General features: G+C 62.6%; 14 protein-coding genes. 9 read left to right on the top strand and 5 right to left on the bottom strand.

What is annotated here, in order from left to right; all coding sequences use genetic code 11:
• Positions 1 to 171: 171 nt before the first annotated feature.
• On the top strand, positions 172 to 1,605 hold the full coding sequence (gene proS, locus Q0X18_RS00255; protein WP_297557188.1) for a proline--tRNA ligase: 1,434 nt from the start codon (positions 172 to 174) through the stop codon (positions 1,603 to 1,605).
• Between the two features lie 3 nt (positions 1,606 to 1,608).
• Positions 1,609 to 2,313 (top strand): endonuclease III, encoded by a 705-nt coding sequence (nth, locus tag Q0X18_RS00260; RefSeq protein ID WP_297557189.1) that lies wholly within the window; start codon positions 1,609 to 1,611, stop codon positions 2,311 to 2,313.
• A 6-nt stretch (positions 2,314 to 2,319) separates the two neighbouring features.
• Here nth and Q0X18_RS00265 read toward each other — a convergent pair whose 3' ends face one another.
• Positions 2,320 to 2,553, bottom strand: a complete 234-nt coding sequence (locus Q0X18_RS00265) for a hypothetical protein (RefSeq protein ID WP_297557190.1) — start codon at positions 2,551 to 2,553, stop codon at positions 2,320 to 2,322.
• A 124-nt stretch (positions 2,554 to 2,677) separates the two neighbouring features.
• Here Q0X18_RS00265 and Q0X18_RS00270 point away from each other — a divergent pair, with 124 nt between their 5' ends.
• The 3 genes from Q0X18_RS00270 (at position 2,678) to Q0X18_RS00280 (ending at position 5,344) form a co-directional block, all read left to right on the top strand.
• Complete coding sequence (locus tag Q0X18_RS00270; RefSeq protein WP_297557192.1) at positions 2,678 to 3,640, top strand: Stp1/IreP family PP2C-type Ser/Thr phosphatase; 963 nt, start codon at positions 2,678 to 2,680, stop codon at positions 3,638 to 3,640.
• Positions 3,641 to 3,760: 120 nt separating this feature from the next.
• Entirely contained in the window at positions 3,761 to 5,116 is a 1,356-nt protein-coding gene (dnaB, locus tag Q0X18_RS00275) for a replicative DNA helicase (RefSeq protein ID WP_297557194.1), read from the top strand.
• A gap of 36 nt (positions 5,117 to 5,152) precedes the next feature.
• Entirely contained in the window at positions 5,153 to 5,344 is a 192-nt protein-coding gene (locus tag Q0X18_RS00280; RefSeq protein ID WP_297557196.1) for a hypothetical protein, read from the top strand.
• A gap of 9 nt (positions 5,345 to 5,353) precedes the next feature.
• On the opposite strand, the gene Q0X18_RS00285 is transcribed toward Q0X18_RS00280, so the two are convergent.
• Together Q0X18_RS00285 and Q0X18_RS00290 are read right to left on the bottom strand one after the other, a co-directional pair.
• Positions 5,354 to 5,914 (bottom strand): IS630 family transposase, encoded by a 561-nt coding sequence (locus Q0X18_RS00285; protein ID WP_297557198.1) that lies wholly within the window; start codon positions 5,912 to 5,914, stop codon positions 5,354 to 5,356.
• Positions 5,914 to 6,426 (bottom strand): winged helix-turn-helix domain-containing protein, encoded by a 513-nt coding sequence (locus tag Q0X18_RS00290; RefSeq protein ID WP_119361502.1) that lies wholly within the window; start codon positions 6,424 to 6,426, stop codon positions 5,914 to 5,916. The genes Q0X18_RS00285 and Q0X18_RS00290 overlap by 1 nt, the downstream gene beginning before the upstream one ends.
• A 24-nt stretch (positions 6,427 to 6,450) precedes the next feature.
• Here Q0X18_RS00290 and Q0X18_RS00295 point away from each other — a divergent pair, with 24 nt between their 5' ends.
• Positions 6,451 to 6,894 (top strand): hypothetical protein, encoded by a 444-nt coding sequence (locus Q0X18_RS00295; RefSeq protein WP_297557202.1) that lies wholly within the window; start codon positions 6,451 to 6,453, stop codon positions 6,892 to 6,894.
• A gap of 75 nt (positions 6,895 to 6,969) precedes the next feature.
• The gene (gene uvrA / locus Q0X18_RS00300; RefSeq protein WP_297557204.1) at positions 6,970 to 9,909 is read left to right on the top strand and encodes an excinuclease ABC subunit UvrA; all 2,940 of its coding nucleotides are present in this window, start codon (positions 6,970 to 6,972) and stop codon (positions 9,907 to 9,909) included.
• Positions 9,910 to 10,063: 154 nt separating this feature from the next.
• On the opposite strand, the gene gyrA is transcribed toward uvrA, so the two are convergent.
• Positions 10,064 to 12,484, bottom strand: coding sequence for a DNA gyrase subunit A (gene gyrA, locus Q0X18_RS00305; RefSeq protein WP_297557206.1), 2,421 nt, complete (start codon positions 12,482 to 12,484; stop codon positions 10,064 to 10,066).
• A gap of 298 nt (positions 12,485 to 12,782) precedes the next feature.
• Between gyrA and glpK the strand changes: the two genes are divergently transcribed.
• The gene (gene glpK / locus Q0X18_RS00310) at positions 12,783 to 14,273 is read left to right on the top strand and encodes a glycerol kinase GlpK (RefSeq protein WP_297557207.1); all 1,491 of its coding nucleotides are present in this window, start codon (positions 12,783 to 12,785) and stop codon (positions 14,271 to 14,273) included.
• Positions 14,274 to 14,326: 53 nt separating this feature from the next.
• Complete coding sequence (locus Q0X18_RS00315) at positions 14,327 to 14,665, top strand: dolichyl-phosphate-mannose-protein mannosyltransferase (RefSeq protein ID WP_297557208.1); 339 nt, start codon at positions 14,327 to 14,329, stop codon at positions 14,663 to 14,665.
• Positions 14,666 to 14,705: 40 nt separating this feature from the next.
• Here the strand turns inward: Q0X18_RS00315 and Q0X18_RS00320 are convergent, their stop codons facing one another.
• A complete protein-coding gene (locus tag Q0X18_RS00320) occupies positions 14,706 to 15,464 on the bottom strand; it encodes a DUF4388 domain-containing protein (RefSeq protein WP_297557209.1) in 759 nt (252 codons plus the stop codon).
• Positions 15,465 to 15,521 lie beyond the last annotated feature (57 nt).

Consider the following 15,521-nt stretch of genomic DNA (forward strand, 5'->3'; position numbering starts at 1 on the left):
GGTGTCAAGCTTTCTGACTACTTTATTGGGCCTCGAGGCGTTATTCGGCGTGTTATTTGGACGTTATCGGCAAGCCGATTTATTGCCAATTGGCCTTATGCTAGCCTCGTACTGCACGGAGTCTGGTACAAATTCGGTGCCCTTTGGCTCGAGCAGGTATCATGTCACGGTATGGCGAAGGATAAAGGCCTCATTCCGCAATCGCAAGACTTCAACGAGTGGTACAACGAGGTGGTGCTCAAAGCCGATCTGGTGGACTACGGCCCGGTGCGCGGCACCATGGTGGTCAAGCCCTATGGCTATGCCATCTGGGAGAACATCCAGCGCGAACTCGACCGCATGTTTAAGGAGACCGGCCACCAGAACGCCTATTTCCCCCTCTTCATTCCCATCAGCTTCTTGCAGAAGGAAGCCGAGCACGTGGAGGGCTTCGCCCCAGAGCTAGCCATCGTCACCCAGGCCGGCGGTGAAACCCTGGAAGAACCCCTGGCGGTGCGCCCGACCTCCGAGACCATCATCGGGCACATGTGGGCCAAGTGGATCCGCACCTACCGCGACCTGCCCCAGCTTTTGAACCAGTGGAACAGCGTGGTGCGCTGGGAGCTGCGCACCAAACTATTCCTGCGCACCACCGAGTTCTTGTGGCAGGAGGGCCACACCGCCCACGCCACCCAGGAGGAAGCCGAGGAGGAAGCCCGCCGCATGGCCGGGGTGTACGCCACGGTGCTGCGCGACTGGTGCGCCATTCCGGGCTGGGAAGGCCCCAAGACCGAGTCGGAGAAGTTTGCTGGGGCGGTCTACTCGATTAGCTATGAGGCCATGATGCGCGATGGCAAAGCCCTGCAGTCGTGTACCTCGCACTACCTGGGCCAGAACTTCGCCAGGGCCTTCGATATTCAGTTTCAGGATAAAGACCAGCAGAACAAGTACGTGCACACCACCTCCTGGGGCTTTACCACCCGGGTGGTGGGGGCCATCGTGATGACCCACGGCGACGACAAGGGCCTGATTCTACCGCCCCGCCTGGCTCCCATCCAGGTGGTGATTGTGCCCATCTACAAGGCCGAGACCCGCGAGGCGGTGCTGCCGGCCACCGAGCGGCTTTACCAGCAGCTCAAGGCCGCCGGGATCCGGGTGCACCTCGACGACCGCGACCAGTACAGCCCGGGCTACAAGTTCAACGAGTGGGAGCTGAAGGGCGTGCCGTTGCGCCTCGAGCTGGGCCCGCGTGATGTGGAGGCCGGAACCGCGGTGCTGGCCAGCCGCCTGGGGGGCAAAGAAACCCTGCAGATCTCCGAGCTGCTGGGCCTGCTGCCGGCCAGGCTCGAGCAGTTCCAGCGCGACCTGTACCAGCGGGCGCTGGAGTTCCGCGACGCCCACACCTGGGCGGTGGACAGCTACGACGAGTTCAAAGAAAAGGTCGAACAGGGCTTCGTGAAGGCCTTCCACTGTGGCGACAAAGCGTGCGAAAAGCAGATCAAGGCCGAGACCACCGCTACCACCCGCTGCATCCCCTACGACGAGCCCGAGGCCCACGGAAGCTGCATCCGCTGCGGCCAGCCCAGCGCCTACGGCAAGCGGATTCTGTTCGCCAAGGCTTACTGAGCGATGCCGAAAGCACCAAAGCCGAAGACCAGAGCGCAGGACTCGAGCAAGCCACGCCTGCCCAGGGAATCGCTTAAGGCCAAAAAGCAACGGGCCGCGCGAATTCTGGCGGTCATGGAGCAGCTCTACCCGCAGGCCGCCACCGAGCTGCAACACCGCAACCCCTTCGAGCTGCTAATTGCCACGGTGCTCTCGGCCCAGGCCACCGATGCCTCGGTGAACAAGGCCACCCCGGCCCTCTTCCGGCGCTACCCCGATGCTTTTGCCCTGGCCCAGGCCACACCCGAAGAAGTTGAGCCCTACATCAAAACCATCGGCCTGTACCGCTCCAAGGCCAGGAATATCGTGCTGCTGGCCCGCCGCCTGGTGGAGCAGTACGGGGGGGAGGTGCCGGTGGACAAGGCCAAGCTGCGCGCGCTGCCGGGGGTGGGCTGGAAGACCGCCACGGTGGTGCTGGGGGCGGCCTTTGGGGTGCCGGGGATTGCGGTGGACACCCACCTGACCCGCCTGGCCGCCCGGCTGGGCTTGTCGGCCCAGAAAGACCCCGAGAAAATCGGGGGCGACCTCGAGCGCCTCTTCCCCAAAGAAAAGTGGGTGTTTGTGCACCATGCCCTGATTCTTTTTGGCCGCTACCGCTGCACAGCCCGCAACCCTAAGTGCCAGGACTGCCCTCTGTACAACGACTGTCTGAGCAAAGGGGCCTGGTAGCTGGAATCAGTCATCCCAGCGGCGGATTTTTTGTGGCAACCTACGCCAGCGCATGGGGCGAAAGCGGGCCTCCAGGCGCCGCCAGCCATAAGCCAGCGCCCCTACCAGGCCGGCGCCCACCGCCAGCACCCACAAAGTGGTAATGAGCCACAACATCAAAAACAGGCCCACAGTTCCAGCTAGCAACAGCACAAGCACCCCCAGGGGGCCCCGCGGAAGATTGAACTGCAACGGTCTCATGTGTTCAGGGTAGAGCAAAAGGCATGAGGTGAATGTGGCTCGAGGGTTGTTGCAGACCAGCACATTGGCGGCGCGGTGATTTTTGGCCCGCACTTGCCTCGAGGTGGCCTATAATGCGCCTTGTATGCCGGGCTCCGACAGCCTACCCATGGTGTTTGCAGCGGCCTTGACCGACCCAGGCCGCAAGCGGGCCCTCAACGAGGATGCAGTTGTCCAGCTCCTAACCCCCTACGGTGGCATTTTTATTGTGGCCGATGGCATGGGTGGGCACCGCACCGGCGAGGTGGCCTCACAGATGGCGGTGAGCCAGATTGTCGAAATACTCAAGCGCAGCGAGCCCTCGCCCCAGGGTTTGCTGGAAGCCTACGAGGCCGCCAACGAGGCCATCTATCTGGCTGGCCAGAAGCCCGAATCGCGGGGGATGGGCACGACCTGTACGGCCCTCTGGCTCGATCTGCCCTATGCCCTGATTGCCCATGTGGGCGACTCGAGGGCCTACCTGCTGCGCGATGGCGAACTTATGCAACTCACCCAGGATCATTCCTGGGTGGCCGACCGGGTACGTCAGGGCCTGTTGAGCGAGGATGAAGCCCGCAACCACCGTTGGCGTAACGTGATTACCAACGCCCTGGGTTCTTTCCCCAGCGCTCGAGTGGATCTGGTGGGTTTGAAGGTGCGGCCTGGCGATGTGTTTTTGCTCTGCTCAGACGGTCTAAGTGGCGTTCTAGAAGACAGGGTGTTGGCCGAGATGGTTCTGACCAATCCGCCCGAACCTGCCGTAGCCAAACTGGTCAAACTGGCCAACGAGTGGGGTGGGCCTGACAACATCAGCGCGGTGGTGGTGACCATTGGCAGCCAGGTAGCCGAAAACCCCAGGCCCTATGCGCTGCCGCTGGAGGCCAGCAATGGCCAGCCGGTGCGCCTGCAAAGCGGCGACCACCCCGAGGTGCTCACTACCCAGATTGTTGAACCGCAAAAGAAACCCACGTTCTGGCAGCGCTGGAGTAATGTGATTTTGCTCTTGCTGTGGCTTGGCCTGCTGGCCTTCGTCTTGTTCAATCAGCTTGGTAGCGGATCTACTCCGTAACAGATACCTTGCCATTTTTTTGCTCCCGACAGCGCGGGGCAGGAGATGCCTTTGCCAAACTTTCCCGGATTGAATAGAGTAGAAACTTGCTGAATAGGGTGTTGGATTAGGAGAACAGCCATGGCAATTACACCGCTCGAGGGCCGCGTACCCCCCCATAACCTGGATGCCGAAGCCAGCGTGCTGGGCTCGGTGCTGCTGGATAGCGAGGTGCTAGACCGGCTCGAGGGCCTGCTGGCCGCCGACGCCTTCTATAAGGAAGCACACCGCAAAATTTGGGAGGCCATGGTGGCGCTGCGGGCCCGGCGCGACCCGGTTGACCTGGTAACGCTTTCGGAGGAGTTGCGCCAAAACGGGGAGCTTGAGAACGTGGGGGGCCTCTCGTATCTGGTCGGGCTTTCGGAGCACACTCCCACGGCGGCCTATGCCGACTACTACGGGCGCATTGTGGCCGAAAAGTGGACGCTACGCAAGCTGATTGCCGCGGCGGGCGAGGCCATGAAAATGGCCTACGATGAGGAGGGGAGCCTCGAGGATATCCTCGATACCGCCGGGCGCAAGGTGCTCGAGGTCTCTACTCAGGGGGCTAAGTCCGAGTTCCAGAGCATGAAAGAACTCGTGCACGAAACCTTCGAGCACATCCAGCTGCTCTACGAAAACCAAGGGCAGGTGGATGGTGTCAAGACCGGCTTTCGCGAGCTCGACAGCATGATTGGGGGACTTACCAGCGGCTCGCTCAACATCATTGCTGCGCGGCCCAGCATGGGTAAAACTAGCTTTGCCCTGACCATCGCGCAGAACGTGGCTTTGCGCGGCGAGGGTGCGGCGGTGGCCATCTTCTCGCTGGAGATGCCGGCAGTGCAATTGGTTACCCGGATGCTCTGCTCCGAGGCCCGCATTGACATGAACCGCTTGCGGCAGGGCCAGCTTGTCGACCGCGACTTTTCCCGGCTGGTGGATGTAGCAGGCCGCATCTCTGAGGCGGCCATCCTGATCGACGACACCTCCGACCTCACCCTGATGGAACTTAGGGCTCGAGCCCGCCGCCTGCACGCTCAGCACAAGCTGGGCCTGATTGTGATCGACTACTTGCAGCTCATGTCTGGCCCTGGGGGAGGTAAGAACGGGGGCGAGAACCGCCAGCAGGAAATTGCCCAGATCTCCCGTGGCCTCAAGGGCCTGGCCCGCGAGCTGGACGTGCCGGTGATCGCGCTTTCGCAGCTTTCGCGGGCGGTGGAGTCGCGCCCTAACAAGCGGCCCATGCTCTCCGACCTGAGAGAATCGGGATCGATCGAGCAAGACGCCGACCTGGTGATGTTCATCTACCGCGACGAGTATTACAACCCCCACTCCGAAAAGGCCGGCATTGCCGAGATTATCGTGGGCAAGCAGCGCAACGGCCCCACCGGCACCGTGGAGCTACAGTTCCACGCCCAGCACGTGCGCTTCAACGACCTGGCTAAAGACGAAATTTGAACCGGCCTCGAGGCCACCGCCGCTTAAACTGCAAAGGTGCGGCTGTTCTGGCTACTCCTGGTGCTGGCGGGTGGCGTTTTTGGTCTGATCCGCCATGTGCAAACCCGGCCCATCGAGCGCCCACCCGGGGTGCTGGCGGCCCGCGCACCCCTCCAGCAGCCGCTGGCACCGGCCGATGTGCCGCACCTGGAAAAGCCCGGTTACCGCTTTCATATGAAATCCTTTTGATTCATTCCCCTAACATCCCCCCGGCCACCAGTGAAATAGGGTGTAGCTCTGGATAAGCGCGGGCTGGGTTTGTAGGTAAGCGCACCGGGCTTCCACCTTGGCCCACAGCTCCTCTTCATCCTGCACCTGCCCATTGGCCACGACCGCGTCAATGAGCCCCCAGACTCGTTCTACCGGCTGCAACTCGGGCGAGTAGGGTGGCAGATAACACAGCCCCAGGCCCTTGGCTGGCTCCACCCGCCCCGAGGTGTGCCAGCCAGCCTGATCCAGCACCACCAGTACCAGCTTGCCCGCCCCCGCCCCCCGTAGCCGGGCAAAGGCCTCCAACACCAACTGGAACCCCTCCACCGAGACCGAGGGCAGCAGCCAGTACTCGCTTTCCCCCGTACCCGGTCTTATGAAGGCGTACACATACAGCCAGCGATAGCGGGGCCGCTCCTGCGCTAGCGGCGTCCTCCCTCGCAAGGCCCATACCCGTCGGCGGATGGGCTTCAGCCCTATTCGGCGCTCATCAAAGCCCCACACCTCCAACTCCAGTTCAGGAAAGAGCAACCTGAACAGGAAAACCATCAGAAAGAGCTTTTTTTGAAAGCCTCCTGCCGCTTCGCATCCGCCTCCCGGTGGCGCGGCCGGGGGCGCAGCGGGGCCAGGCCCAGGCGACGCATCCAGTACCAGGCCCGCCGCCCATCCACCGGACGTCCCAGCCTTTCAGCCAGCCACTCCGCAGCGTTGCGTATGCTCCAAAGCCCGTCCCTGGGATGGGGCTGGAGGAGGGCCTGGCGGAAGCCCTCCTGGAGTTCGGGCGGTACGAGGGGGGCCCGGCCTTTGTTCTCGTGCCGCAGATTCTTCATGGGCAGGCCCTGATTGTAGCGGTGGATTACCTGACGCACCCAGCGATCGGTATAGCCCAGATTCCTGGCTACCTCGGGGATGCTCTGACCCCTGGCCAGCAGCCAGAGAGCGTGCCAGCGGGCGCGTTCGGTGTGGTCTTGGGACTCCCGGTAGAGGGCGTGGAGGTTATCCGGATGGTGTCGCAGTTGGAGTTCCAACCGGGGGCGGCGCTGATGTTGGGCCAGTTGCATGGCTCCATTTTAGTGGAAAGAGTCTTGAAGATTTCTTATCAGCCGGTGGCTTCCTTTGAGCTCGAGGCCCGCGTGCTTGCCAAGCGGCTGTACCGCTACGATGCTGCCGCCGCCATCTCGCCGGTGGATCTGGCCCTGGGCTGGGGCCGCATGTCCGATACCGATGTGCTTCGCAAACTCAAAATCTGGCAGGCGGATCGCTTCTACTTCTATGCCTGGTTCCGCGAACCCCCCATCCCGCTGGGTGAAATTGTCGCAAGCAGCACCAACATGCACCTGATTCCCGGTAATCCCAACATCGAGCTGCGCTTGAAGCGGCTCAAACCCGGTCACCTGGTCTGGATTAAGGGGTATTTGGTTCATGTCACCGGCCCCAGGGGCTTTTCCTGGCGCACCTCCACCGTTCGCACCGACACCGGCAACGGGGCCTGCGAGATTGTCTGGGTGGCCGACCTGAGGGTGCGGTAAAACCACATCATACACCATTTTTGGCCTGTAGCGTATGTTATTTACATAACCCAAGGTGGGTGTTATACTCCGCGGATGGACAGGATTATCGTCCGCGGGGCCAAAGAGCACAACCTGAAGAACATTACCGTTGAACTGCCCCGGGGGCAGTTCATCGTCATTACGGGGGTCTCGGGCTCGGGCAAGAGCACACTGGCCTTCGACACCATTTACGCCGAGGGGCAGCGGCGGTATGTGGAGTCCTTGTCGTCGTATGCGCGGCAGTTTCTGGGGGTGATGGAAAAGCCCGACGTGGAAAGCATCGAGGGGCTTTCGCCGGCCATCTCCATCGACCAGAAAACCACCTCGCACAACCCGCGCTCCACGGTGGGCACCGTGACCGAGGTGCACGACTACCTGCGCCTGCTGTTTGCCCGTGTGGGCACGGCCTACTGCCCGCACTGCGGGCGGCCCATCGAGCGGCAGTCGGCCACGGAGATTACCGACCGGCTCTTCCGGCAGCCCGAGGGCACCAAGGCCATCCTGATGGCTCCGGTGGTGCGGGGGCGCAAAGGTGAGTACCGCAAGGAGTTCTTGCAACTCCAGAAAGAGGGTTATGCCCGCATTCGGGTAGACGGGGTGATCTACACCCTCGAGGAAGCCCTGGGCCTGAAGCTGGAAAAGTACGAGAAGCACGACATTGACCTGGTGGTAGACCGGGTGGTCTTGAAGCCGGAGGAGCGTGCGCGCATTGCCGAGTCGGTGGAGCTGGCGCTGTTGCGGGGCGAGGGGCTGATGCGGGTGCTCTACCCCGACAGCGGCGCCGAGGAGCTTTTCTCGGAGAAGTTCGCCTGCCCGGAGCACGGGAGTGTGCTCGAGGAGCTCGAGCCCCGCCTCTTCTCCTTCAACGCCCCCTACGGGGCCTGCCCGGACTGCTCGGGCCTGGGCTACAACCAGGTCTTCGACCCCGAGCTGATTGTGAACCCCGAGCTTTCGCTGGCCGAAGGGGCCATCATCCCCTGGAGCAAGGGCCGCGACAACGGCAAGGGCTACCTGTGGGATCGGCTGCGGGCCCTCTCGGAGCACCTGGGCTTCGACATGAAAACCCCTTTCAAGCAGCTCTCGCCGGAGGCCCAGCGGGCGGTGCTCTATGGCCTGCCCGAGCCCTTCGAGGTGGTCTTCCGGCGCAATGGGCGCGAGACCATGCGCTTTATGGTGAGCTACGAGGGGGTGATTCCCTGGCTGGAGAACCGCTACAACGAGACGGAGTCGGAAGGCTTGCGCGAGGCCCTGGAAGCCTACATGACCCTCAAGGCCTGCCCGGCCTGCGGGGGTACCCGCTACAAGCGCGAGGTGCTCTCGGTGCGGGTGGGGCGGTTTAACATCGCCGAGGTCTCCAACCTGCCGGTGCGCGAGGCCAAGCTGTTCTTCGAGGCGTTGGCCCAGAACCGGGTGGTGGAGGTGGGGGAAGCGCTCGAGGCCTACCGCATCCGCCTGGAGGGCCTGGCCGAGCCCGCCGAGTACCGCAACCTGAACGATTTCCAGATGCAGGTGGCCGCCCCCATCTGGCGCGAGATTCATAGCCGCCTGGGCTTTTTGGAGGATGTGGGCCTGGACTACCTGACCCTGGATCGCTCGGCCAACACCCTCTCGGGGGGCGAGGCCCAGCGCATCCGGCTGGCGACCCAGGTGGGTTCCGGCCTGACCGGGGTGCTGTACGTGCTGGACGAGCCTTCCATTGGCCTGCACCCCCGCGACAACCAGCGCCTGCTGGTAACCCTCAAGAAGCTGCGCGACCTGGGCAACACCCTGTTGGTGGTGGAGCACGACGAGGAGACCATGCGCGAGGCCGACTGGATTGTGGACATGGGGCCGGGGGCCGGGGTGCACGGGGGCGAGATGGTGGCCCAGGGCCGGCTCGAGGACATCCTGGCCCACCCAAAGAGCCTGACCGGGGCCTACCTGCGCGGCAGCAAGCACATTGCGGTTCCCAAGACCCGGCGCAAGGGCAACGGGAAGTGGCTGGTGGTCAAGGGGGCCCGCGAGCACAACCTGAAAGGGGTGAACCTGCGCATCCCCCTGGGCAAGTTTGTGGCCATCACCGGTCCCTCGGGCTCGGGCAAGTCCACCCTTGTTCACGATATCCTCTACGCAGCGCTGGCCCGCGACCTGATGCGGGCCAAGACCATTCCGGGGCGCTTCGAGGGCCTCGAGGGCCTCGAGCACCTCGACAAGGTGATCGAGATTGACCAGTCGCCCATCGGGCGCACCCCGCGCTCCAACCCGGCCACCTACACCGGCATCTTCGACGAGATCCGCGACCTCTTCTCCAAAACCCCCGAGGCCCGCAAGCGCGGCTACGAGGCCGGGCGCTTCAGTTTCAACGTCAAGGGCGGGCGCTGCGAGGCCTGCAGCGGCGACGGCACCAAGAAGATCGAGATGCTCTTTCTGCCCGACCTGTACGTGCAGTGCGAGGTCTGCAAGGGCAAGCGCTACAACAAGGAGACCCTCGAGGTCAAACTCCGGGGCAAAAACATCGCCGATGTGCTGGACATGACCGTGGAGGAGGCCCTGGGCTTCTTCGAGAACATCCCCACCATTGCCCGCAAACTGCAACTGATGGTGGATGTGGGCCTGGGCTACATGAAGCTGGGCCAGCCCTCGCCCACCCTCTCGGGCGGCGAGGCCCAGCGCATCAAGCTCTCCACCGAGCTGGGCCGCCGCTCCACCGGGCGCACCCTCTACATCCTGGACGAGCCCACCACCGGCCTGCACTTCGAGGACACCGCCAAGCTGCTCAACGTGCTGCACCGCCTGGTGGATGGCGGCAATACCGTGGTGGTGATTGAGCACAACATGGACGTGGTCAAGACCGCCGACTGGGTGATTGACCTGGGGCCCGAGGGCGGCGCGCGGGGTGGCCAGATTGTGGCCGAAGGAACCCCCGAGGACGTGGCCCAGACCCAAAGCCCCACCGGCACTTTCCTGGCCCGGATCCCCGAGATAGCACAGAAAGTGGGCGTGGCAGCCGATTAGATAGAGAGAGGCAAGGTATACCCCTTGCTGTGCTCCACGAAGGAAGCGCCCCTTTCCAGGAAACAGCGCTACCCTTTGCTACACAGATAGCTTCGGTCAAGCTAGCCCGCCATCGAACAGTAGCGGGCTAGCCGAAATTTGACACGCAATGGTGCTAGTCCTGTGGCGCAATCACGAAAGCCGAGGCAATCTCGTCCTTATCGCTCAGGTTCATTACCTTGACCCCACCGGTAGCCCGCCCGTACTGAGCGATGCTGGCTACACTGGTGCGAATGGCATTGCCCCGGCGGGAAAGCACCAGCAGGTCTTCGTTGCCCTGCACGCGCATAAGGGCCGCCAGCTGGCCCACTTTTTCGTTGGTGTTGAAGGTGATCACCCCTACGCCGCCCCGGCCCTGCAAGGGGTATTCGGAAACCGGGGTGCGCTTGCCGTAGCCGTGCGTACCTACTGCCAGCACCTCGGATTCCTCGCCTTTGGGTAGAACCACCAGCGAAACCACCTCGTCGTCGCGGCCCTCCTTGAAGCGAATTCCGGTGACGCCCTGGCTGGCCCGCCCGGTGGCCCGCACATCTGAAAGCTCGAAGCGAATGGCCTGGCCGCTGCGGGTTGCCAGCATCACTTGGTCGCCCTCCTGGGCAATCGCGACCCCGATTAGAGCGTCGTTTTCTACCAGATTGATGGCAATCAGACCGGCGCTGCTCAGGTTCTGGTACTCCTTAATCTCGGTTTTCTTGATAAGGCCGTTTTTGGTCGCAAACACGAAGTAGCCTTCCTGGGTCAGGTCGCGTACGTTCAGCAGGGCGGCAACTTCTTCGCCCTCTTGCAGGGGCAGCAGGCTCACGATGTGGGTGCCTCGAGCCTGCCGGCTGGCCTCGGGCAGCTCGTGGACTTTCTCGCCATAGACCCGACCCCGGTTGGTGAAGATCAGCAGGGTGTCGTGCATCGAGGCCACAAACACCGAGATGGCCTCGTCTTCCTCCTTGGTTTTGCCAGCCTGGGCCCCGGTGCCGCCGCGGCCCTGGGCCCGGTAGGCCTCGAGCGGGGTGCGCTTGATGAAACCCTGGCTGGTGAGGGTGATGACCATGGGCTCATCCTCAATCAAGTCTTCCAGGCTGAAGCCCTCCTCGAACTCGGTAATCTGAGTGCGCCGCTGGTCGCCGTATTTGTCCTTTATGGCCAGCAATTCGTCCCTAACCACCCGCCAAAGCCGTTTTTCGTCGCCCAGGATGGCCTCGAGGCGGCCAATTTCTTCCATCAGCTCGCGGTACTCGGCCTGGAGTTTGTCGCGCTCGAGGCCCACCAAACGCTGCAAGCGCATATCCAGGATGGCCTGGGCCTGAATCTCAGTCAGGCTAAAGCGGCTCATCAGGCCGACGCGGGCTTCGGCGGCGTCCTGCGAGCCCCGGATCAGGGCGATTACCTCGTCGATGTGATCCAGAGCGATCAGGAGCCCCTCCAACACATGGGCTCGCTCCTTGGCCTTGCGCAGCTCGTACTCGGTGCGCTTGCGCACCACCAGGCCCCGGTGGTCGAGGTAGTGGCGCATCATCTCCAGCAGGGTGAGCACCCTGGGCTCGCCCTTTACGATCGCTAGCAGGTTCACGGTGAAGCTGGTCTGCAAGCGGGTGTGTTTGTAGAGCTTGTTGAGCACTACCTGGGGGTTGGCTCCGCGCTTGAGCTCTACCGCGATGCGCATACCCTGGCGATCCGACTCGTCGCGCAAGGCAGCAATTTCCTCGATTACCTTATTGCGCACCAGCGAGGCGATCTGGGCGATGAGATCGGCTTTGTTGACCTGGTAGGGAATTTCGGTGAAGACCAGCATGGCCCGGCCGTTTTTGTCCTCGTTGCGCGCCCGGGCCCGCACCTTCAGGCTACCGCGCCCGGTGGCATAGGCCTCTTTGATACCCCGGCGCGATAGCTTGGCGCCGGTAGGAAAATCGGGGCCGGGCAGCACCTTCATGACCTCCTCGAGGGTGATCTCGGGGTTGTCAATCATCTGCACCAGGGCGTCCACCACCTCGCCCAGGTTGTGGGGTGGGAGGCTGGTAGCCATACCCACGGCAATCCCCGCCGAGCCGTTGACCAGCAGGTTGGGCAGGGCGGCGGGAAGCACCTCGGGCTGTTCCTGGGTGCCGTCGTAGTTGGGTGCGAAAGGTACGGTTTCTTTATCGAGGTCTTGCAGCAGCTCGAGGCCGATATTGGAGAGCCGGGCCTCGGTATAGCGCTGGGCTGCTGGGGGGTCGCCATCCACCGAGCCAAAGTTGCCCTGCCCATCAATCAGGGGGTAACGCAGGTTCCAGGGCTGGGCCAGGCGCACCAGGGTGTCGTAGATGGCAGCGTCGCCGTGGGGGTGAAACTTACCCATCACCTCACCCACAATCTTGGCGCATTTGACATGTTTGCGGCTGGGCAGTACGCCGTCCTGGTAGGCCCCGTAGAGGATGCGCCGCTGTACCGGCTTGAGGCCGTCGCGTACATCGGGCAGGGCCCGGTCGACGATGACCGACATTGCGTAGTTGATAAAGCTTTGTTTGACTTCGTCGGTGATTTCAACGGGTAAGACCTGGGACATTCAATATCTCCTGTGTAAGACACAAAAAAAGCGCATATAGGCGCTTTATATCCAGCACCTCATTATACTCCAATCGGCACTATTATGGAAAAAACATAAATCCCGCGTGCGCGGAGCGTGTACACGAATGCCCGTTGCGCGTGGCGGCCACTGCCATATACTCAACCCGGGCGTAGCACTCGCGAATGCCTGGGACGGCTTTTTAGTCCACGGGCCGGAAGCGGAAGGTACTCGAGCGAAGTACAATTCGGCGCGAGCTTGCAGCCTGCCCCTTTGTAGCCAGCTTTAGGAGGAATCCATGCCCTACATTCTTGCTCTCGACCAGGGAACCACCAGCAGCCGGGCGATTGTTTTCGACCTGGAAGGCCGGCCCAAGGCTATGGCCCAGCAGGAGTTCATGCAGCACTTTCCCCAGCCGGGCTGGGTCGAGCACGACCCTCTAGAAATCTGGCAGACCCAGCTCCAGGTAGCCCAGGAGGCCATCCAGCGGGCGGCCATTCAGCCCAGCGAGATTGTGGCCCTGGGGATCACCAACCAGCGCGAGACTACCGTGCTGTGGGAGCGGGCCACCGGCAAGCCGGTGCACCGGGCCATCGTCTGGCAGGATCGCCGTACCGCCCCCATCTGCGATGAGCTGCGCAAGGGGGGCTACGAGGGTCTGTTCCGCCAGAAAACCGGGCTGGTGCTGGATGCCTATTTCTCGGGCACCAAGGTGAAGTGGCTGCTGGAGAACGTACCGGGGCTGCGGGAGCGGGCCGGGAAGGGCGAGCTGTGCTTTGGCACCATAGATAGCTGGCTCATTTACAACCTGACCGGGGGCCGGGTACACGCCACCGACGTCTCCAATGCCTCGCGCACCCTGCTCTTTAACCTGCACACCCTGCGCTGGGACGAACACCTGCTGGGCATCCTGGGTATTCCCAAGGCCCTGCTGCCGGAGGTGCGCCCCTCGGCGGGGCTATTCGGCGAGACCCTCCCCGAGCTGTTTGGGGCCCCCATCCCGATTGCCGGGGTGGCGGGCGACCAGCAAGCAGCCCTGTTCGGACAGGCCTGCTTTACCCCCGGTATGGCCAAAAACACCTACGGCACGGGCTGCTTCTTGTTGATGCACACCGGGCAGGAGCAGGTGACCTCGCAGAACGGCCTCTTGACCACACTGGCCTGGCAGCTGGAAGGCCGGCCGCCCGAGTACGCCCTCGAGGGCTCGGTGTTTGTGGCAGGGGCGGTGGTGCAGTGGCTGCGGGACGGCCTGGGTATTATTCAAAACTCGAGCGAGGTCGAAAGCCTGGCCCGTCAGGTGAGCAGTACCGACGGGGTCTACCTGGTTCCGGCGTTTGTGGGACTGGGCGCGCCCTACTGGGATGCCTACGCCCGGGGAACCATTGTGGGTCTGACCCGCGGCTCCAGCAAAGCCCACCTGGCCCGGGCCGCCCTGGAATCCATCGCCTACCAAAGCCGGGATGTGCTCGAGGCCATGGAGGCCGACTCCAGGCTCAAGCTCTCCGAGCTACGGGTGGACGGGGGCGCCACCGTCAACGATCTTTTGATGCAATTCCAGGCGGACATCCTGGGTACCCCGGTGGTGCGGCCCCAGGTGACCGAGACCACCGCCCTGGGGGCCGCCTACCTGGCCGGGGTGGGGGTGGGGATGCTCACCCAGGAGCAGATTGCCCGGCGCTGGGCGGTGCAGAAGCGTTTTGAGCCGGCGATGTTGCAGGAGGAACGGGCGCGGCTCTTTGGTGGCTGGAAGAAGGCGGTGGAGCGGGCCAAAAACTGGGTGGATGCCTAGCTTTCATACCTGCGTAACACCGGGGTGCTACCATTGGAAATGGAGGGTAAAGCATGGATTTAAAAGAACTTGCCAACAAAGCCCGCGAGGCTGCCGAGAATGCGCTCAAACAGGCCGAGGCCAAATTCAACGAGGCCAAGGCCAACCTCGACAAGGACGGCGACGGCGTACCGGATCAGCTCGAGGGCGTGATGAACCAGGCCAAGCAGGCTGCCGAGCAGGCCAAAGCCAAGTTCGAGGAGCTCAAGTCCAGCCTTGACAAAGACGGCGATGGTGTTCCCGACCAACTAAAACACCTGAGCGAGCAGGCCAAGCAGGCGGCGGAGCAAGCCAAAGCCAAAGCTGAGGAGCTGGCCAAGGCCGCACAGGATCGCTTGGGTAAGAAAAGCTAGCCAGGCTTTGAAGACCAGGGGTCGTACGGCCCCTGGTGTTTTATAAGGATGGCCAGACCAGCACCTCCTGCCCAACCCGCAGGTTGTGAAAAAACAGCGCGTCGGAGGAGAGCAGTAGCTGCGATCCGGCGTTGCTCATTGCTGCGACAGGTATTTGTAGAGTCCGATCTTCTGCACGCACTTCAATTTGTGTGAAGGGGCCAAAGTGGCTGCGCCAGGCCCGTAGAAGCTGGGTATCGATGCGGGCCTCTGGAGCGCCCTCGAGCCGGGCGACCACCAGGCGTACTGTGTGGGGGGTGCGGGGGGTAATTCGAACCAAGCCCAGCCGGGCCAGGCGGCTTACGTTAAGGTTCACCACTTCGCTAGTAAGCCCGCTGGCGGCGGCTAGATCGAAGAGGCTAATGGGACTACCCATATGCTGCAGCAACACAAACTCATCGGGCGAGAGGGTGAGATGGGTGGTGCGGCTGGCATCGGTAAGCTGCACTAGGTCGAAGGGGCTCAGGTCGAGCCGCGTATCCAGAAAGCGAATGGCCTCGAGCAGGTAGTTGTCGAGCGTACCCTGCAAGCTGGACTGTGTGGCACGCTCCCCGACCAAAAAACGGAACTTTCCCTCTTTGAGGGCCAAAATTTGAAACAAACCATCTTTGCCTGTCTGGCCTTTGTATTGCGCATGCACTGGCTGGCCTTGCTCGATGTAGACATCTCCACCCGGCACTTTGAATACGCCGGTTTGCCTGGCCTGCGAAAGAAGCTGTAAGAGTTCGATGGGCCCCAGAAGCTCGAATGTGCCATCCATATGGGTTGCCTTGTATCCCTAAGCTGCGCCGCCCTTCAGCACCGCCTGCATCCAAGC

Source organism: Meiothermus sp. (assembly GCF_026004075.1).
GTDB lineage: Bacteria > Deinococcota > Deinococci > Deinococcales > Thermaceae > Meiothermus.

Excerpts from the sequence above, each read along its gene's own strand:
- proS (WP_297557188.1), top strand. The coding sequence starts at position 172 with ATGGCGAAGGATAAAGGCCTCATTCCGCAATCGCAAGACTTCAACGAG.
- nth (WP_297557189.1), top strand. The coding sequence starts at position 1,609 with ATGCCGAAAGCACCAAAGCCGAAGACCAGAGCGCAGGACTCGAGCAAG.
- Q0X18_RS00265 (WP_297557190.1), bottom strand. The coding sequence starts at position 2,553 with ATGAGACCGTTGCAGTTCAATCTTCCGCGGGGCCCCCTGGGGGTGCTT.
- Q0X18_RS00270 (WP_297557192.1), top strand. The coding sequence starts at position 2,678 with ATGCCGGGCTCCGACAGCCTACCCATGGTGTTTGCAGCGGCCTTGACC.
- dnaB (WP_297557194.1), top strand. The coding sequence starts at position 3,761 with ATGGCAATTACACCGCTCGAGGGCCGCGTACCCCCCCATAACCTGGAT.
- Q0X18_RS00285 (WP_297557198.1), bottom strand. The coding sequence starts at position 5,914 with ATGGTTTTCCTGTTCAGGTTGCTCTTTCCTGAACTGGAGTTGGAGGTG.
- Q0X18_RS00290 (WP_119361502.1), bottom strand. The coding sequence starts at position 6,426 with ATGCAACTGGCCCAACATCAGCGCCGCCCCCGGTTGGAACTCCAACTG.
- uvrA (WP_297557204.1), top strand. The coding sequence starts at position 6,970 with ATGGACAGGATTATCGTCCGCGGGGCCAAAGAGCACAACCTGAAGAAC.
- gyrA (WP_297557206.1), bottom strand. The coding sequence starts at position 12,484 with ATGTCCCAGGTCTTACCCGTTGAAATCACCGACGAAGTCAAACAAAGC.
- glpK (WP_297557207.1), top strand. The coding sequence starts at position 12,783 with ATGCCCTACATTCTTGCTCTCGACCAGGGAACCACCAGCAGCCGGGCG.
- Q0X18_RS00315 (WP_297557208.1), top strand. The coding sequence starts at position 14,327 with ATGGATTTAAAAGAACTTGCCAACAAAGCCCGCGAGGCTGCCGAGAAT.
- Q0X18_RS00320 (WP_297557209.1), bottom strand. The coding sequence starts at position 15,464 with ATGGATGGCACATTCGAGCTTCTGGGGCCCATCGAACTCTTACAGCTT.